Raw genomic sequence first — 17,288 nt, forward strand, 5'->3', positions numbered from 1 at the left:
GATGAAGACACGTTTGAATCTCGCCAATCGCAAGCTGCGGCCGCTCGGGCTGGCCATTGCGACGGCTTGCCTTGGCGCCTGCGCGGTCGGGCCCGACTATCATCGCCCGGCGGTCGAGACGCCGTCGACGTTTCGCTACGCCTCGCCGCAGGCGGAAGCCGTCGATACTACGCTCGACTGGTGGACGCAGTTCAACGACCCGGTGCTCAACGACCTCGTCGCGAGGGCGCTTACGCAGAACAAGGATCTGCTGATTGCGGCGGCCCGCGTCGAGGAGTTCTACGGGCGTTACGTCGTGACGCGCGCGGGCCTGTTCCCGCAGGTGTCGGCGAACTTCGGTGCGTCGCGCAGCCGTGGCGTGCCGGCGCCCGGCTTCCCGCCCGTGGTCGGCAACCAGGTGGAGCTGAACGGCGCAGTGTCCTGGGAACTCGATTTATTCGGCCACTTGCGCAGGCTCACCGAAGCCGCGCGCGCCGATTACATGAGCACGCAGTCCGCGCAGCAGGCCACGCGCATCGCCATCATCGCGAACGTGGCCACGTCGTATCTGCAGCTGCGCGACTTCGACAATCAGCTCGTCATCGCGCAGGACACGCTCGAAAGCCGCAAGGGCGCGCTCGATCTCTTCAACGAGCGCTATGCGGGCGGTGTCGTTTCGCGGTTGCAGGTGAGCCAGGCGCAGTCGGAGTACCAGTCGGCGCAGACCTCCGTGTACTCGATCCAGCAACAGATCGCGACCCAGGAAGACGCCATTTCGCTGCTACTGGGCCAGAATCCGGGGCCGATTCCGCGCGGCAAGTCGATCACCGAGCTCACTGCGCCCGCCATTCCCGCCGGCCTGCCGTCGACGCTGCTGGAGCGGCGGCCCGATATTCTGCAGGCCGAACAAACGCTCGTTTCGGCGAATGCGTCGATCGGCGCGGCGCGCGCGCTGTATTTCCCGCAGATTTCGCTCACGGGTCTGTTCGGCGCGGCGAGCACGGCGCTCTCGGGGCTCTGGACCGGCCCCGCGCGGGTATGGTCGTTTGCGGGCGCGGTCACGCAGCCGATTTTCGAGGGCGGCGCGATCGCGGGCGGCGTGCATCAGGCCGAAGCCGTGCAGCAGGAAGCGCTTTTTAACTACGAGCAGGCGATCCAGCAGGCGTTCGCCGATGTCGAGAATGCGCTCGTGGGCGTCGCGCGCACGCGCGATCAGCTGGATTCGACGACGCGCCAGGTGGCCGCGCTCACGGAATACACGTCAGTCGCGCGCGATCTGTACGAAGGCGGCTACACGAGCTATCTGGAAGTACTCGACGCCGAGCGCAGTCTCTTCAACGCGCAATTGCAGCAGTCGTCGCTGCAGGACCAGGAACTCGCGCAGATCGTGAGCCTGTACAAGGCGCTCGGTTATGGCTGGACGCCGGCAACTCCGCCGCCGGCGGCAGACAGCGCGAAGCCGTCGCAGTCCTGAGCTGCGACGGCTGCGCTTCGAGGCGGGGTGGCGAGGGGCGAACCTGGCGCGGGCGCGCCGGTTCGTTTCATGGAGATTCGGACATCAGCCAGCGCAGCGATTGCGGAACGGGCTTGGTGGCTTTCGCGGTTGCCTGGGCTTTGGGCGCCGGCTTCGCGACTTTTTGCAGCTGAATGGGCCGGGCGGCGTTGAGGGCGGTTGTGTGGCCGCCGGTTTGCGCGAGCGCAGCAGGGCTCGCCGACGCCAACGCGAGCAGCGCGGCGGCGAACGTCAGGGCGAGGGGGCGAGTCATCTGGGTTCTCCCGCGTGGGCGAGCGGCCGGCGAAGAGGAAAAGGGGGGCCGGCGCTGCAAGCGGGAGTATGTTCTGAGGATAACCGCCACGCGTCCATCATTTGATGGAGAAACGCGTGGCCTGTGTGGGGAACCCCGCTTATCGGATTCCGTTCTAGTCGGCGGGGCGGCGGTCGGCGAGCGCGCGTTCGCAGTCCTTGAGCACTTGCAGGACGAGCTTGGCCTGGTAGTTCAGGTCGTCGGTGTCGAGAATTTCCTCGACGGCGTCGCGCGCCCAGACCGCGTCCACGAACCATGCGTGCTGCTGCGCGATGTCCTGCGCCATGGCGGCGAGGCGCGCGATCGCGAGCCAGTCGGCCTCGCGCGCGTGACGGTCGAGCCACTTGTGCGCCGCCTGGACGTGAAAGGCAGCGTTGGGCCAGGATTCGTTGAGATAGTAGGCCCCGAGGCTCCCGCAGGTGAGCCAGCAGAGCAGCTCCACGCGATCGCGCGGACTCAGATGGTGGCGTACATCACTCATGGCGACGCTCGCGAAAGTAACAGAGTTCGATTGACGGGTGCGTGCAGACTTCGAATCCGATGACAAAACGATATCACGGCTCGTGGAAAATCGCCTGCCCCGCACTGGCGCTGCACGCACGGGTGTTACATGGATAGCGTCGCCTGGCGGCGCGTTGTATGCAAACCAGGAGTGACACCAGGATCGCGCGTGCCGTTATGCGTTTTGCAGCGTTTCGCGTGCCTGCCCATCGCGCCCCAAGATTCACGCGCTCTTTTCACGCGTTTTTGCCGCCGCTTTTCCCGGCGAGCTGGGTGGCCGTGTCCACCGCGCCCATCGCGTTCGCCACGTCGAGCGCGGTGTTGCCCGCGGCGTCGTGCGCCGCCGGGTTCGCGCCACGCGCCAGCAACAGGTCGACGATGTCGGAGCGGTTGAACATGGCGGCGATCATCAGCGCCGTGCGGCCGTCGGGAGAGGCGCCTTCCACGTCGGCGCCGTTTTCCAGCAGGGTGCTGATCACGTCGGCGTAGCCCTTGAAGGCCGCGCCCGCGATCGGCGTTTGCCCGTTGTCGTTGCGCAGATTGGGGTCGGCGCCGTGCTGCACGAGCGTGCGCACGGCGGCGGCGTGGCCGTGATAGCTCGCGAGCATCACGAGGCTGTCGCCTTTTTCGTTGCGAAGGTTCGGCGGCAGGCCTTGTTCGATGAGCGTGGCGAGCGTGTTGGCTTCGCCGCGGCGCGCGGTGTCGAACACCTGGCGCGCGAATTCGACGAAACGCGGATCGAGCTCGCCGCCGTCTTCGCCGGAGCCGGACGATGACGATGAGGGTGGGTTGGGCGGCGCGCTGGCGGTCATGGCAGTCTCCTGGTTCGCATCGCAGATCGATTCGGGGCGGCGTGCCGCCGTCGAGGCTTGCCCATTGTCGCCGATCTTCGCGAGCCGCGAGGCCAGCGCGGCTCACGCGCGCCGCATGAAAAAAAGGCGCTGCCCGAACCGCTAAGAGCGGCAGGCGCAGCGCCTTCCTTCGTGGCGCAACCGCTCGACGCTCAGGGCACGAGCCAGAGCGCGGCGGCGTAGATCACGAGCGACACGGCGAACGTCACCGCGGTATAGCCCATCACGCGCTGGATGCGGATGCCCGCGATCGCGACGATCGGCACGGCCCAGAACGGCTGCAGCATGTTCGAGACGTTCTCGGCCATCGCCACGCCCATGGCAGTGCGCGGCACCGAGGCGTGCAGGCTCAGCGCGGCGGGCAGCACGAACGGCCCTTGCACGGCCCAGTGGCCGCCCGCGCTCGGCACGAGCAGCGTGATGATGAGCGAGCTCAGATAGCTCCAGAGCGGCAGCGAAAGCGGCGTGGCGATCGTGACGAAAGCCTTGGCGATCATCGAGGCGAGGCCCGTGCCCTTCATCACGCCCATGATGCCGCCGTACACGGGGTACTGCAGCAGCATGGAGCCGGTCTGGCGCGCGGCGCGGCGAATGGCGTTCGCGTAGGCGATAGGCGTGCGCTGCAGCGCGAGGCCGATCAGCAGGAAGATCAGGATCGTCGTGTTGATGTCGAGATCGAAACCCTTTTCGCTCCATTCCATCGCCAGATAGCCCGCGCCGAGCACGATCAGCAGCAGCGTGCCGAGCATCGACTGCTCGAGGCGCGATGCGAACGAAGGCGTGCCGTTGCCGACGCGCGCGTGCGGGTCGTCGCTGGCGCCGGCATCGTTCGCTTCGGCTTCGGCCGCCTGGCTGAACGGCGCCACGTGCTCGGGCTTCGGATGCATGCGGATGAAGATGAACGTCATCACGACCACCACGAGCACGGTGGGGATGAAGACGAACGGCGCGAAGACGGTCTGGCTGAGCGGAATCACCTGGCCCGTCGCCTTTTCCACGAGATTGAGCGCGTTGCCGTGCGAGGCCTGCGAAAGGGCGATCGAGCTGGAGAGCCCGCTATTGCAGATCGACCATGCCGAATAGCTGCCCGCCACGAGCCACGCGAAATCCACGTTCACGCGCTTCGCGATTTCGCGCGAGAGCAGCGCGCCCACGATCAGGCCCAGGCCCCAGTTCAGCCACGCGGCGATCGCGACCACCGGAAACACCAGCAGCGCGGCGCGCGCCGGCGTTTGCGCCTTGGCCGCGAGCGCGCGCAGCACGCGCTGGATCACGGGCGCTTCGGCAATGGCGTAGCCCGTGGCGAGGATCAGGATCATCTGCAGCGCGAAGCCGAGAATGCCGAACGTGCCTTCGTACCAGGAGCTGAGCAGCGTGGGGAGATTGCCGTGCGGCGCGATGACGAGCGCGAGCACAGCGACGAAGAAGGTGAGGCAGATGGACAGAACGAAGGGGTCGGGCATGACCCGCTCGAAAACATACACGAGGGCGGCGACGACACCCTGGCGGGAATCGCGCGTTTCAGTCTGGAGGTCTCTTTTCATGCTCTTTGCGCTAGTTCGTAGCGTGTGGCTACTGGCTGGCCGGAGCGGACAGGAGGCGTTGCATGCGGGTGGTCCCGGCACCGTGCGGCTGGCGAGCCAGGCGCGTGGTGGGCGGGGAGGCAGGTGCGGCTCCTCCATCAGCGAGAGGCGATGCCGCCCCGGCGCAGCGGGTTCATATCACGCCTTGCACGCGCGCATTTGCACGGCAAGACGGCCAGCCCGTTATTGTTGTTCTCGTGTTCGCAATTCGAACACGGTTTCGCTTATCGAACGACGCATTATTCGCTTCATGCTGAGTGGATGTCAAGGCTGCGATAGCGTGCCGATGCAGGTTTTTAATGCTAAATGAGGCCTGAATGTATGGTTGTGGTAATTAAAATGAAATCATAAAGAAATTTCATAAGCGTCACGCGGACTACCTAAAATGCAGAAGCGGGAACCACTTTCTGCGCGCAAGCAGACCCTCACGAACTGTAAATCACTGCATTCAGGAGACAGAAGATGACGATTCGTCTTGGAGAAGATGCACCCGATTTCACCGCGGAGACCACCGAAGGCAAGATCCGTTTCCACGAATGGATCGGCGACCAATGGGCCATTCTGTTCTCGCATCCGAAAGACTTCACTCCCGTTTGTACGACGGAACTCGGCTATATGGCGAAGCTCAAGCCGGAGTTCGACAAGCGCAACACGAAGATCATCGGTCTGAGCATTGACCCGGTCGACGACCATGCGAGGTGGGCGAAGGACATCGAGGAAACGCAGGGGAGCGCCGTCAATTATCCGATGATCGGCGACCCGGATCTGCACGTCGCGAAGCTCTACGACATGATCCACCCGAACGCAAGCGGCGCCAGCCCGCGTACGGCGGCCGACAACGCCACGATACGCGCAGTGTTTCTCATCGGGCCGGACAAGAAGGTGAAGGCGATGTTCGTCTACCCGATGAGTTCGGGCCGCAATTTCGACGAGGTGCTGCGCCTGCTCGATTCGCTGCAGCTCACGGCGAAGCACTCGGTGGCGACGCCGGTGAACTGGAAGCCGGGCGACGACGTCATCATTCCGACTTCGGTTTCCGACGATGCGGCCAGGCAGAAGTATCCGCAGGGCTTCAAGACGCTCAAGCCGTATCTGCGTACCGTTGCGCAGCCCAAGTAGCGTTTGGCAGGCCCAAAAAAAACGCGGCGCACTGGCAGTGCGCCGCGGATCACGGACCAGGCAAGCTCTCGCGTCTCACGCGGTCCGGACAGGGGAAGCTGACTGAATCAGTTCGAAGGCGTGGGCCGCCACTTGAGCAAGCGATGCTCGAGCGCGGTAAGCACATAGTCGGCGGCCAGCGCGACCACAGCGAGCACGATCATCGCGGCGAACACGCCGCTCGCATTGAACGCGCCCTGTGCCGTCGAGATCAGCAAGCCGATGCCTTGCTTCGAACCCAGGAATTCACCCACCACGGCGCCGACCAGCGCGAAGCCGAAGCTCACGTGCAGGCTCGCGAGAATCCACGAAAGCGCCGAGGGAATCACGACCGAGGTCGTCACCTGGCGGCGCGACGCGCCGAGAATCTGCGCATTGGCGATCATGTAGCGGTCGGCCTCGCGCACGCCCTGGAACGCATTGGCGAACACCACGAAGAACACCATCACCACGGCGAGCGCCACTTTCGACGCCATGCCGAGCCCCAGCGCGATCACGAACACCGAGCCGAGCACCACGCGCGGAATCGAGTTGGCGATCTTGATGTAGAGGCTGAACACGTCGGAGAGCAGCTTGTTGCGGCCAAGCACGATGCCGCAGAACACGCCGGCCACCGAGCCGATGATGAAGCCGAGGCCCGTTTCTTCCAGCGTGACCCAGACCTGCGTGAGCAGCGGCCCCTGCGAGGTGCCGTTCACGAACCAGTCGATGATCTGGTCGAAGATCGCCGTGGGCATCGAGAAGAAGAACGGGTCGATCCATTTGAGGCGCGCGGCGAGTTCCCAGCCGCCGAGCACGACGACGAGCACGAGAATACGCAGCGAAATGACGAGCAGATTGCGCTGACGAATGCGCTTCTGCGCGGCGCGCTCGACGGCGTCGAGCGAGGCGGTATCGAGGCCTTGCGGCAGGGTTTGTTGCGGGGTGGACATAGTGAACGGCTCCGGTGTTAGGCGATCTGCACTTCTTCGCGCAGGTCGTGCCAGATCTGGCGCGACAGTTCGACGAAGTGCGGCGCGTAGCGGATTTCGGACGTTACGCGCGGGCGCGGCAGATCGATCTCGTAGACCTTCTTGAGCGTGGCCGGGCGCGCGGTCAGCACGAACACGCGGTCGGCGAGCGCAATGGCTTCTTCGAGGTCGTGCGTGACGAACACGACCGAGCCCGTGCCGCCCCACAGCTGCAGCAGCTCGTCCTGCATGAGCGTGCGCGTTTGCATGTCGAGCGCCGAGAACGGCTCGTCCATCAGCAGGATTTCTGGCTTGTTGATGAACGTCTGCGCCAGCGCCACGCGCTTGCGCATGCCGCCCGAAAGCTGATGCGGATAGTGCTTGCCGAAGTTGGCGAGGCCCACGCGGCGCAGCCATTCGTTGGCTTCCTCGTAGGCCGCCGACTTCGAGCGGCCGCGATAGAGCGGACCGGCCGCCACGTTGTCGAGCACCGAGCGCCACGGGAACACGGCGTCGGCCTGGAACACGAAGCCGATGCGCGGATCGATGCCGTTCACGGGCGCGCCCATCACGCGCACTTCGCCCGTGGTGGGTTTGAGCAGGCCCGTGATCATGCTGAGCGTGGTGGACTTGCCGCAGCCCGTGGGCCCGACGATCGCGACGAACTCGCCGCGCGCGACCGACATGCTGAAGTCGCGCAGGGCGACAGTCGCCTTGCCGTCCGGTGAAATGAAGCGGCACGACACATTGCGCAGCTCGATGGCCGGCGTGCCTTGGGAATGGGAGGAAGTCATTGTCTCAGTGGGCTGAACGTGGGGCCGGTTGCGTGGTTTACTTCGACGCCGTGGCGGTCGCAGCCGGCAGATAGTCGTTCGAGTAAGTCTTCGCGAGGTCGATGTGCTTGCCCTTCACCGAAGGATTGAACGCCGAGAGCACCTTGAGCACCGTATCGGGGCCGTCGGCGGGCATGCGGCCGTCCTTCGTGAACATCGGCAGCGAAGACTTCAGCGCGGCCACGTAGAGATCCTTGTTGTTGCCGTAGTAGTCCTTCGGCATCTTCGCGGCGATTTCGTCGGCGCTATGCGTGGCGATGAAGTTGAGCGTACGTGAGAACGCGTGCGCGAGCTTCGTCGCTTCGTCCTTGTGCGACTGCGCCCAGGCGCGCTGCACGTAGAAGCTCGAAGCGGGGTAAGTGCCGCCGAGCGCCGCGCGCGTGCCTTCGAGCGTGCGCATGTCGACGAGCACCTTGGCGTCGCCGGTTTGCAGCAGACGCGAGACCGTGGGCTCCGTGGTCATGCCGGCGTCGATGCGGTTCTGCTTGATCGCCGCGATGAAGGTGTTGTCCGCGCCCACCGGCAGCAGCGTGTACTGGTTGGAGGGCACGCCCGAGCGCTGCGCGAGGTACTGCGTGAGGAAGCTCGTGGAGGAGCCGAGGCCCGTCACGCCGAGCGTCTTGCCCTTCACGTCGGCCATGCTCTTGACCGTGCCGGCCGCCGCGTTCGACACCATTTCCACTTCGCCCGGCACCTGGCCGAACACCACGAGCGTCTGCACTTCCTTGCCCTTGCTCTGCAGGTCGATGGTGTGATCGTAGAAGCCCACCACACCTTGCACCGCGCCCGCGAGCAGTTCGTTCTCCGCGTCCACGCCGGCCGGCTGCGACTGGATTTCGACGTCGAGGCCCTCGTCCTTGAAGTAGCCGAGCTGCTCGGTCAGTTTGGCGGGCAGATAGATGATCTTGGTTGCGCCGCCAACCATGATCGTGATCTTTTCCGCGTGGGCAGCCGTGGAGCCGGCGGCGAGGGCGAACGCGACACTCGATACAGCGGCGATCTGGCGCAAGGTAGGCATCGTGGAGTCTCCTGAAGGTGTGCGCCGTCCATGCGGGCGCTTTTTGGTGGATGCAGCCGATTATAAAAACCGTAAGCCTTCTGCCAGCCTTCGGGCGCCGTGCAAAATCGTCCGTGTTAACCCGCAGGGCGGCGGCGCGCCGGCAGCGGCACAATCGATTCCCCCGAAACGGCCTTCGCCTTTGCCCGTACCCGCCCATGAAGTTGCTGCTGATCGAAGACAATCCCACGCTGGCGCACTGGCTCGTCAAGACGCTGGAGGAGCAGGCGTTCGCCTTCGACGCCGTGCAGGACGGCGAAGCCGCCGACCACCTGCTGCAGTCCAACCACTACGATGTGGTGCTGCTCGACCTCAATTTGCCGAAGCTCTCGGGCAAGAACGTGCTGCGTCGGCTGCGCCAGCGCGGCGACGCGACGCCCGTGATGGTGCTCACGGCGAGCGGCTCGATCGACGAAAAGGTGGAGCTGCTCGGCGCCGGCGCCGACGACTATCTCGTCAAGCCGTTCGAGGTGCGCGAACTGGTGGCGCGCATCAAGGTGCTGATTCGCCGGCAAACGCCCGCGCGCGCGAACGAGATCGGCTGCGGGGACCTCGTGTTCGACCTCAACACACGCCAGTTCACGCTGAAGGGCGCGCCGCTGAACGTCACGCCGCGCGAGCGCACGGTGCTCGAAACGCTGGCGCTGCGCCTCGGCCAGACCGTTTCGAAGGCCGCGCTCGTCGATGCGATCTTCACGCTCGCCGACGAACCCAGCGAGGACGCCATCGAAATCTACGTGTCTCGGCTGCGCAAGAAGCTCGAAGGCAGCTCGGCCGTGATCGTGACACTGCGCGGCCTCGGCTATTTGCTGCGCAGGAAGGATGAAACGCTATGACGACTTGCGCGTGCCGACATGACGGGTAGCCTGCGCGTTCGCCTGCTGTGGTGGATGCTCGTGCCGCTCGCGCTCTACGTGAGTTTCACGGCGACCTCCGAGTACCGCGCTGCGCGCCATACCGCCGATCTGGTGCAGGACGGCCGGCTGCTGTCGTCCGCGCGCATGATCGCCGGTTCCGTGCAATGGGCCGATGGCGCGCTGCGCGCCGACGTGCCGCCCGCGGCGCTCGAACTCTTCGCCTCGCCGCAGCAGGATCAGGTGTTCTACAACGTGCACGTGGAGGGCGGCTCGCTGCTCGCGGGCATGCCCGATTTTCCGCATGCGGCCTCGGCGCCCGCCGTCGATTCGCCTGTGGCGTACGACGCGGATCTGCGCGGCCAGGCCGTGCGCGCCGTGAGCGTGGTGCGCTCCATGTACGACAATGGCCGCATCTGGCGCGTGCGTGTCTCGGTTGGCAAGACCGAGCGCTCGCGCGACGCGATGGTGGAGGCGCTGTGGCGTCCCCAGCTCTATCGCCAGATCGGCATGGTGATGCTGGCCGTGGCGCTCGCCTGCATCGGTCTCACGTTCGAGCTGCGTCCGCTCATGAAGCTCAAGAACGACGTGGCGGACCGCGATCCTTCGCACCTCGAACCTATTCGCGCCGAAGGGCTGCATGCCGAACTGCGGCCCGTCGTGGAAGCCATCAATCAATGCATTGCACGCCTTTCGGCGCAGACGGCGGCGCAGCGCCGCTTCATCGCCGATGCCGCGCACCAGCTGCGCACGCCGCTCACGCTGCTCGGCACGCAGTTGCAGTACGCGCGCCAGCAAAAGGCCGTCGATCCCGCGCTCGACGAAGTGCTGGCGGCCATGCACGTGAGCAACCGCTCGATGGTCGCGCTCACGAACCAGTTGCTGCTGCTCGCGCAGGCCGAGGCGCTCGACCCGGCGCAGTTGCCGGCCGCGCCCGTCGACATGGCGCAGCTCGCGCGCGAAGTGGTCGAGGCGCTCGCGCTGCTCGCGCAGACGCGCGGTATCGATCTCGGCGCGGAGCTGCCGCGCGAGATGGGCGAGGCGGTGGTGCAGGGGCATCGCGAACTGTTGCGCGCGATGGTCAGCAATCTCGTGGACAACGCGCTGCGCTACACGCCGGCTGGCGGGCATGTCACCGTGTCGGTGCGGGCGAGCGGCGCGACGGTCGCGCTCGAAGTGCTCGACGACGGCCGCGGCATTCCCGCGGAAGCGCGGGCGCGCGTTTTCGAGCCTTTCTTCCGCGCCGCCGCGGAGACGGAGGGCACCGGTCTGGGTCTCGCGATCGTGCGCGAGATCGCGCAGTCGCATCGGGGCGCGGTGAGCCTGAGTCCGGGCGCGGACGGGCGGGGCGTGCGCGCCTGCGTGGTGCTCGCGCGCTGGCAGCCCGCGCTCGTGGCCGAGCCTGCGTAGGGGCCGCTTTAAGGGGCGGTACAATGTGGCCGCCTGAAGCTGCAAGCCCACGCCGCAACTGGCGGCCATCGCTGCGGCGACCACCCGTTCATTCGAAGATCGAGACCATGCAAAAGAAGACGGTCCGCAGTGCCCCGTTGCCCGCCTATGAGCAGATCAAGCGCCATGTGCTCGCGCAGATCGAAAGCGGCGCCTTGGGGCCCGGCGACGTCGTGCCTTCCGAAACGGAACTGGTGAAAGAGTTCGGCGTGGCGCGCATGACGGTGTCGCGCGCGCTGCGCGAGTTGATGGCCGAAGGCGTGCTGAACCGCGTGCGCGGCTCGGGCACGTACGTGGCGCCGCGCCAGTACGAATCGACGGTGCTGCAGATCCGCAATATCGCCGACGAAATCGCGGCGCGCGGCCATCGGCATGCGGCGCGCGTGCTGGGGCTGGAGGCGAGCGACGATCCGAATGCGATCGCGGCGCTCGAACTCGACGCCGGGCCGGTATTCCACTCGCGCATCGTGCACAGCGAGGAGGGCGAGCCGATCCAGTACGAGGATCGCTACGTGAATCCCGAGGTATTCCCCGACTACCTCGCCCAGGACTTCACCGTCGAAACGCCGAATCACTACATGGTGCGCCTCGCGCCGATCCAGCGCGCCGAGTTCCGCATTTACGCGCAGAAGCCCGACGCGCGCGTGCGGCAGTATCTGGAGATGGAAATCGGCGAGCCCTGCCTGCTGTTGCTGCGGCGCACGTGGGTGGGGCGTCATGTGGCGACTTCCGTGCGCCTGTGGCACCCGGCTTCGCGGTTTCATCTGGCGGGTACCGTTTGAACCCGGGCGGCGAGGCCGCCCATTGCCCGCAGCCTTGCTGAGAACCGCAGTCCACCGGCCTGGCCCTCTGCGCTCCGTCCCTCCTGATCCCTACCTGCCTTGATCCCGCCTTTTTCGCTTGCGCGAGCGGTCTGACCGCGTCCACGCGCCATGCGTCGTGTCTGGCTGTTTGCAGACTTCTTGTCTAGACAAAGTTTTGCAGCCTCGCTACCGGTTCCTCGCTCACGCAGGCCATTCTCTGCCATTTTCGCCAGGGTAACTACTAACCCGCGTTTGATCGAAACGAGTTGTATATACAACTTGGCGGCGGTAGACTTAACCCACGTTGCAGCGCTCATTGGACCTCCGCGGGCGCAGCCCTCCAGCTTGCTATCCAGACTCGACGGACCCGAACAAATGAACCAACCGAACTTCACCGACCCGCGCCTCGACCCGACCCGCACGATCCGCGCGCCGCGCGGCAGCGAGAAGGTCTGCAAGACCTGGCTGGCGGAAGCCGCCTACCGGATGCTCCAGAACAATCTGGACCCCGAAGTCGCCGAGCATCCGCATGCGCTCGTGGTGTACGGCGGCATTGGCCGCGCCGCGCGCAACTGGGAGTGCTTCGACCAGATCCTCGCCTCGCTCAAGGACCTGAACGAGGACGAGACGCTGCTGATCCAGTCGGGCAAGCCGGTGGGCGTGTTCCGCACGCATGCGGACGCCCCGCGCGTGCTGCTCGCGAACTCGAACCTCGTGCCGCACTGGGCCACGTGGGAACACTTCCACGAACTGGACCGCAAGGGCCTCATGATGTACGGCCAGATGACGGCGGGCAGCTGGATCTATATCGGCTCGCAGGGCATCGTGCAGGGCACCTACGAGACGTTCTATTCGGTCGCGAACCAGCACTTCAACGGCGACCCGAAGGGCCGCTGGATTCTCACGGGCGGTCTCGGCGGCATGGGCGGCGCGCAGCCGCTCGCGGCGACGATGGCGGGCTTCTCGATGATCGCGGTGGAATGCGACGAGACGCGCATCGACTTCCGCCTGAAGACGCGCTACGTGGACCGCAAGGCCAAGACCATCGACGAGGCGCTGGCCATCGTCGAGGAAGCGAAGAAGACGGGCAAGCCGGTTTCGGTGGGCCTGCTCGGCAATGCGGCAGACGTGTTCGCCGAGTTCGTGAAGCGCGGCATCACGCCGGACTGCGTGACCGACCAGACGAGCGCGCACGATCCGATCCACGGCTACCTGCCGCAGGGCTGGACCGTGGAGCAGTGGCGCGAAGCGCAGAAGGTTGCGCCGGAAAGCATCGTGAAGGTCGCGAAGGAGTCGATGGCCCACCAGGTGCGCGCGATGCTCACGCTGCAGGAGCGCGGCGCGGCCACGCTCGACTACGGCAACAACATCCGCCAGATGGCGCTGGAAATGGGCGTGGAAAACGCGTTCGATTTCCCGGGCTTCGTGCCGGCGTATATCCGCCCGCTGTTCTGCGAGGGCAAGGGCCCGTTCCGCTGGGTGGCGCTCTCGGGCGACCCCGAGGACATCTACAAGACCGATGCCAAGGTCAAGGAGCTGATCCCCGACGATCCGCACCTGCACAACTGGCTCGACATGGCGCGCGAGCGCATCGCGTTCCAGGGCCTGCCCGCGCGTATCTGCTGGGTGGGCGTGAAGGATCGCTACCGTCTGGGCCAGGCGTTCAACGAAATGGTCAAGAACGGCGAGCTGAAGGCGCCCATCGTGATCGGCCGCGACCACCTCGACACCGGCTCGGTGGCGAGCCCGAACCGCGAGACGGAATCGATGAAGGACGGCTCGGACGCGGTGAGCGACTGGCCGCTGCTCAATGCGCTGCTGAACACGGCGGGCGGCGCGTCGTGGGTGTCGCTGCACCACGGCGGCGGCGTGGGCATGGGCTTCTCGCAGCACTCGGGCGTGGTGATCGTGGCGGACGGCACGCAGTCGGCGCACGAGCGTCTGGGCCGCGTGCTGCTCAACGATCCGGCCACGGGCGTGATGCGCCACGCGGACGCCGGCTACGAACTCGCGCAGCAGACGGCGCGCGAGGCGGGCCTCAAGCTGCCGATGCTCGGCCGATGAGCGGCGCGAAAGCAGTAGGCGGCGCGGTGCAGGCCGCGAGGCTCACGCTGCTGCGTGGCGCGGCGCTCGTGGCGTCGCCCTGGAAGAACGGCGGCGGCGTCACGCGCGAAATCGCGGTGGCGCACGTGACATCGCGTGCCGGTGCATCACTGGACGCGTTCGCGTGGCGCGTGAGCGTGGCCGATGTCGCGCAGGCGGGGCCGTTCTCGCGTTTCGAGGGCGTCGATCGGACGCTGGTGCTGCTCGAAGGCGCGGGCATGCTGCTCGACGAAGCGGGTCGCACGCATGTGCTCACGCAGCCCCTCGACGTCGCGCATTTCGCGGGGGAAACGGCGATCGACGCGCGCCTCGTGAACGGCGCCACGCGCGACTTCAACCTGATGGTGCGCCGCGATGCGGCACGCGGCACGCTCGAAGTATGGCGCGCGAACGAGCGGCGCAGCATGCATGCGCAAACGGTATTGCTCTACTGCGCGCAAGGCGGGCAGGACGTGCGCGTGGATAACGAACGCCACGAACGCCACGTGCGCCTCGAAACGGGCGACACGCTGCGCATCGATACGCTCGACGCGAAACGCCCCTTGCATATCGAAACGCGCGGCGCGGGCGCCTTGCTCGCCGTGGCGCTCGATGTGCTGGACGCACCGCGGCAAGACACTATGGAAACGGCATCGCGCGATGCTGTGCATACCTGATGAAACGCACTCTCTGGCAAAACCTCAACCTGTGTCCGCATGGCGATCCGGGCCACGTCGTCGAGAATGCGGCGATTGCCGTGGAAGACGGCGAGATCGTATGGCTCGGCGCCGCTGCCGAACTGCCCCCGCCATTCGCGGAGTGGCCGTGCGAGGACCTGGGCGGCGCCTGGGTCACGCCCGGTCTCGTGGATTGCCACACGCACCTCGTCTACGGCGGACAGCGCGCCGATGAATTCGCGCAGCGTCTTGCGGGCGTGAGCTACGAAGAAATCGCGCGGCAGGGCGGCGGCATCGTCTCGACGGTGCGCGCCACGCGCGCAGCCGACGAAGCCGCGCTGTTCGCGCAGTCGGCCACGCGCCTCGAAGCGTTGCTCGCCGAGGGCGTAACGGCCGTCGAGATCAAATCGGGTTATGGCCTCGATCTGGCGAGCGAGCGCAAGATGCTGCGCGTCGCGCGTCAGCTCGGCGAGCGTTATCCGGTCACGGTGCGTACGACGTTTCTCGGCGCGCATGCGTTGCCGCCCGAGTTTGCGGGCCGCGCCGACGACTATATCGACGAAGTGTGCGAACGCATGCTGCCCGCGCTCGCCGACGAGGGGCTCGTGGACGCCGTCGATGTGTTCTGCGAACGAATCGGCTTCTCGCTCGCGCAGAGCGAGCGCGTGTTCGAGGCGGCCGCGCGGCGCAAGCTCGCGGTCAAGATGCACGCCGAGCAGCTTTCCAATAGCGGCGGCGCGGCACTCGCGGCGCGTCACGGCGCGTTGTCCGCGGACCATCTCGAGTTTCTCGACGAAGCGGGCGTCGCCGCCATGAAGCAGGCGGGCACCGTGGCGGTGCTGCTGCCGGGTGCGTACTACTTCATCCGCGAAACGCAGCTTCCGCCGCTCGACTTGCTGCGGCGCTACGAGGTGCCGATCGCCATTTCGACCGACAGCAACCCGGGCACGTCACCGGCCACCTCGCTGCTGTTCATGATGAACATGGCGACCACGCTGTTCCGCATGACCGTGCCCGAGGTGTTGCAGGGCGTGACGCGGCATGCCGCGCAGGCTTTCGGCGACGCCGGGCGTCACGGCACGCTCGCGGCTGGCCGTCCCGCGGACTTTGCCGTGTGGACGGTGCAGTCGCTCGCGGAACTGGCTTACTGGATCGGCCGTCCGCTCTGCGCACGCGTGGTGCGTGGCGGCGAGACGGTCTTTGAGCGTCGCGCATTTGAGCGCCGCGTTTGAGCGCTATTTCAAGCATGAATCACACCATCGAAACGAATCCGACTTCGCGTGCGCTCTTCGCCGAGTACGCTTATTTGCCCGACGGCTGGCGCCGCAACGTGCTGCTCGAATGGGACGCCGCGGGAATGCTGCACAACGTGACGCCCGATCTGGCGCAAGCGCCTCGAGGCGTCGCGCATGCGGCGGGCCCGATCACGCCTGGCATGCCTAATCTTCATTCGCATGCGTTTCAGCGTGCCATGGCGGGCCTCACCGAATATCGCGCGAACCCCACAGACAGTTTCTGGAGCTGGCGCGACCTGATGTACCGCTTCGCGGCGCGCATCACGCCCGACGATCTTGCCGCGGTCGCGAGCTGGCTCTACGTGGAAATGCTCAAGGCGGGCTACACGTCCGTCTGCGAGTTTCACTACGTGCATCATGCGCAGGACGGCCAGCGTTATGCGAGCCCCGCCGAACTGGCGCAACGCGTGGTGGAGGCAGCGGGCGTGACGGGCATCGGCATGACCATGCTGCCCGTGCTCTATCAATACAGCGGCTTCGGCGCGCAAGCGCCGCGCGACGATCAGCGGCGTTTCATCAACACGCCGGAACAGTTGCTCGGCATCGTCGAGGCGCTGCGTGCGTGGCGGCCCGAGCACGGCGCGCTGCGCTACGGCGTTGCGCCCCATTCGCTGCGCGCCGTGTCGCACGACTCGTTGCGCGCGCTGCTCGAAGGCCTGGATCACGCGCTTCCTGGCGCGCCCGTGCATATTCACATCGCCGAGCAGACGGCCGAAGTGGAGGCGTGTCTCGCGACCGAAGGCGCGCGGCCGGTGCAATGGCTGCTCGACCGGTTCGACGTGAGCGCGCGCTGGTGCCTCGTCCATGCCACGCATATCGACGCGCGGGAGACCGCCGCACTCGCCCGGAGCGGTGCGATCGCGGGCCTGTGCCTCACGACCGAAGCGAATCTCGGCGACGGCATTTTCCCCACGCGCGAGTATCTCGATGCGGGCGGCGCATTCGGCGTGGGCTCGGACAGTCATATCGGCGTGGACTGGCGCGCGGAGCTTCGCTTGCTCGAATACGGCCAGCGGCTTTCGCGGCGCGAACGCAATGTATTGGCCGCGACGCATCAGGCACAGGTTGCCGACCGGCTATTCGACGCGGCGCTCGCCGGCGGTGCCGCTGCAACGGGGCGCAAGGTCGGCGCATTGAAGGAGGGCGCGCGCGCCGACTGGCTCGTGCTCGACGCCCAGCATCCGAACCTCGCCGAACAAAAGCCGCTCACGTGGCTCTCGTCGGTCGTCTTCTGCGAGCATGGCGAAACGCCGGTGCTCGACGTCTATACCGGCGGCGTCAAGGTCGTGGAGGCGCGACGCCATCGCGACGAAGCGCGCCTGTATGCCGACTATCGCGCGGCGCTCGCCAGGCTGCTGGCTGATGACTGAACGCGGGCCCGAACGCACGCGCCATTCAAGAGACAACTTTC

16 protein-coding genes are annotated in these 17,288 nt (G+C 66.3%); 9 read left to right on the forward strand and 7 right to left on the reverse strand.

Annotation, left to right across the window (positions count from 1 at the left end; all coding sequences use genetic code 11):
• Position 1: 1 nt before the first annotated feature.
• Entirely contained in the window at positions 2–1,453 is a 1,452-nt protein-coding gene (locus AB4Y40_RS31960) for an efflux transporter outer membrane subunit (RefSeq protein WP_368691275.1), read from the forward strand.
• A gap of 67 nt (positions 1,454–1,520) precedes the next feature.
• On the opposite strand, the gene AB4Y40_RS31965 is transcribed toward AB4Y40_RS31960, so the two are convergent.
• From AB4Y40_RS31965 to AB4Y40_RS31980, 4 genes are all read right to left on the reverse strand, one after another.
• Positions 1,521–1,745, reverse strand: a complete 225-nt coding sequence (locus tag AB4Y40_RS31965; protein ID WP_368691276.1) for a hypothetical protein — start codon at positions 1,743–1,745, stop codon at positions 1,521–1,523.
• A gap of 154 nt (positions 1,746–1,899) precedes the next feature.
• A complete protein-coding gene (locus tag AB4Y40_RS31970; RefSeq protein WP_028205078.1) occupies positions 1,900–2,265 on the reverse strand; it encodes a hypothetical protein in 366 nt (121 codons plus the stop codon).
• 256 nt (positions 2,266–2,521) lie between these two features.
• Positions 2,522–3,097: an ankyrin repeat domain-containing protein gene (locus tag AB4Y40_RS31975; protein WP_368691277.1), complete on the reverse strand. Its 576-nt coding sequence runs from the start codon at positions 3,095–3,097 to the stop codon at positions 2,522–2,524.
• Between the two features lie 191 nt (positions 3,098–3,288).
• Positions 3,289–4,680, reverse strand: coding sequence for a short-chain fatty acid transporter (locus AB4Y40_RS31980; RefSeq protein WP_368691278.1), 1,392 nt, complete (start codon positions 4,678–4,680; stop codon positions 3,289–3,291).
• A gap of 501 nt (positions 4,681–5,181) precedes the next feature.
• Here AB4Y40_RS31980 and AB4Y40_RS31985 point away from each other — a divergent pair.
• Positions 5,182–5,838 (forward strand): peroxiredoxin, encoded by a 657-nt coding sequence (locus AB4Y40_RS31985; RefSeq protein WP_069269301.1) that lies wholly within the window; start codon positions 5,182–5,184, stop codon positions 5,836–5,838.
• A 107-nt stretch (positions 5,839–5,945) separates the two neighbouring features.
• Here AB4Y40_RS31985 and AB4Y40_RS31990 read toward each other — a convergent pair whose 3' ends face one another.
• From AB4Y40_RS31990 to AB4Y40_RS32000, 3 genes are read right to left on the reverse strand one after another with little or no spacing between them, the layout of a single operon-like run.
• The gene (locus tag AB4Y40_RS31990; protein ID WP_133184759.1) at positions 5,946–6,809 is read right to left on the reverse strand and encodes an ABC transporter permease; all 864 of its coding nucleotides are present in this window, start codon (positions 6,807–6,809) and stop codon (positions 5,946–5,948) included.
• A 17-nt stretch (positions 6,810–6,826) separates the two neighbouring features.
• Positions 6,827–7,621: an ABC transporter ATP-binding protein gene (locus AB4Y40_RS31995; RefSeq protein WP_368691279.1), complete on the reverse strand. Its 795-nt coding sequence runs from the start codon at positions 7,619–7,621 to the stop codon at positions 6,827–6,829.
• Between the two features lie 37 nt (positions 7,622–7,658).
• A complete protein-coding gene (locus tag AB4Y40_RS32000; RefSeq protein ID WP_368691280.1) occupies positions 7,659–8,678 on the reverse strand; it encodes an ABC transporter substrate-binding protein in 1,020 nt (339 codons plus the stop codon).
• Positions 8,679–8,875: 197 nt separating this feature from the next.
• On the opposite strand from AB4Y40_RS32000, the gene AB4Y40_RS32005 reads away from it, so the two are divergent.
• From AB4Y40_RS32005 to AB4Y40_RS32035, 7 genes are all read left to right on the forward strand, one after another.
• A complete protein-coding gene (locus AB4Y40_RS32005) occupies positions 8,876–9,553 on the forward strand; it encodes a response regulator (protein ID WP_110384766.1) in 678 nt (225 codons plus the stop codon).
• A gap of 18 nt (positions 9,554–9,571) precedes the next feature.
• Complete coding sequence (locus tag AB4Y40_RS32010; protein ID WP_368691281.1) at positions 9,572–10,981, forward strand: sensor histidine kinase; 1,410 nt, start codon at positions 9,572–9,574, stop codon at positions 10,979–10,981.
• 107 nt (positions 10,982–11,088) lie between these two features.
• Positions 11,089–11,802 (forward strand): histidine utilization repressor, encoded by a 714-nt coding sequence (gene hutC, locus AB4Y40_RS32015; protein WP_342925242.1) that lies wholly within the window; start codon positions 11,089–11,091, stop codon positions 11,800–11,802.
• A 396-nt stretch (positions 11,803–12,198) separates the two neighbouring features.
• Positions 12,199–13,887, forward strand: coding sequence for a urocanate hydratase (gene hutU / locus AB4Y40_RS32020; RefSeq protein WP_368691282.1), 1,689 nt, complete (start codon positions 12,199–12,201; stop codon positions 13,885–13,887).
• Positions 13,884–14,582: a HutD family protein gene (locus AB4Y40_RS32025; RefSeq protein WP_368691283.1), complete on the forward strand. Its 699-nt coding sequence runs from the start codon at positions 13,884–13,886 to the stop codon at positions 14,580–14,582. The genes hutU and AB4Y40_RS32025 overlap by 4 nt, the downstream gene beginning before the upstream one ends.
• Entirely contained in the window at positions 14,582–15,814 is a 1,233-nt protein-coding gene (gene hutI / locus AB4Y40_RS32030) for an imidazolonepropionase (protein ID WP_368691284.1), read from the forward strand. The genes AB4Y40_RS32025 and hutI overlap by 1 nt, the downstream gene beginning before the upstream one ends.
• Positions 15,815–15,828: 14 nt before the next feature.
• A complete protein-coding gene (locus tag AB4Y40_RS32035; RefSeq protein WP_368691285.1) occupies positions 15,829–17,247 on the forward strand; it encodes a formimidoylglutamate deiminase in 1,419 nt (472 codons plus the stop codon).
• Positions 17,248–17,288: the final 41 nt, after the last annotated feature.

The organism is Paraburkholderia sp. EG287B (assembly GCF_040965595.1).
GTDB lineage: Bacteria > Pseudomonadota > Gammaproteobacteria > Burkholderiales > Burkholderiaceae > Paraburkholderia.

What these genes read in the sequence shown, in the direction of transcription:
- hutU (WP_368691282.1), top strand. Translation starts at nt 12,199, where the DNA reads ATGAACCAACCGAACTTCACCGACCCGCGCCTCGACCCGACCCGCACG.
- AB4Y40_RS31970 (WP_028205078.1), bottom strand. Translation starts at nt 2,265, where the DNA reads ATGAGTGATGTACGCCACCATCTGAGTCCGCGCGATCGCGTGGAGCTG.
- hutC (WP_342925242.1), top strand. Translation starts at nt 11,089, where the DNA reads ATGCAAAAGAAGACGGTCCGCAGTGCCCCGTTGCCCGCCTATGAGCAG.
- AB4Y40_RS32005 (WP_110384766.1), top strand. Translation starts at nt 8,876, where the DNA reads ATGAAGTTGCTGCTGATCGAAGACAATCCCACGCTGGCGCACTGGCTC.
- AB4Y40_RS32025 (WP_368691283.1), top strand. Translation starts at nt 13,884, where the DNA reads ATGAGCGGCGCGAAAGCAGTAGGCGGCGCGGTGCAGGCCGCGAGGCTC.
- AB4Y40_RS31985 (WP_069269301.1), top strand. Translation starts at nt 5,182, where the DNA reads ATGACGATTCGTCTTGGAGAAGATGCACCCGATTTCACCGCGGAGACC.
- AB4Y40_RS31995 (WP_368691279.1), bottom strand. Translation starts at nt 7,621, where the DNA reads ATGACTTCCTCCCATTCCCAAGGCACGCCGGCCATCGAGCTGCGCAAT.
- AB4Y40_RS31990 (WP_133184759.1), bottom strand. Translation starts at nt 6,809, where the DNA reads ATGTCCACCCCGCAACAAACCCTGCCGCAAGGCCTCGATACCGCCTCG.
- AB4Y40_RS31965 (WP_368691276.1), bottom strand. Translation starts at nt 1,745, where the DNA reads ATGACTCGCCCCCTCGCCCTGACGTTCGCCGCCGCGCTGCTCGCGTTG.
- hutI (WP_368691284.1), top strand. Translation starts at nt 14,582, where the DNA reads ATGAAACGCACTCTCTGGCAAAACCTCAACCTGTGTCCGCATGGCGAT.
- AB4Y40_RS31975 (WP_368691277.1), bottom strand. Translation starts at nt 3,097, where the DNA reads ATGACCGCCAGCGCGCCGCCCAACCCACCCTCATCGTCATCGTCCGGC.
- AB4Y40_RS32000 (WP_368691280.1), bottom strand. Translation starts at nt 8,678, where the DNA reads ATGCCTACCTTGCGCCAGATCGCCGCTGTATCGAGTGTCGCGTTCGCC.
- AB4Y40_RS31980 (WP_368691278.1), bottom strand. Translation starts at nt 4,680, where the DNA reads ATGAAAAGAGACCTCCAGACTGAAACGCGCGATTCCCGCCAGGGTGTC.
- AB4Y40_RS32035 (WP_368691285.1), top strand. Translation starts at nt 15,829, where the DNA reads ATGAATCACACCATCGAAACGAATCCGACTTCGCGTGCGCTCTTCGCC.
- AB4Y40_RS32010 (WP_368691281.1), top strand. Translation starts at nt 9,572, where the DNA reads ATGACGGGTAGCCTGCGCGTTCGCCTGCTGTGGTGGATGCTCGTGCCG.
- AB4Y40_RS31960 (WP_368691275.1), top strand. Translation starts at nt 2, where the DNA reads ATGAAGACACGTTTGAATCTCGCCAATCGCAAGCTGCGGCCGCTCGGG.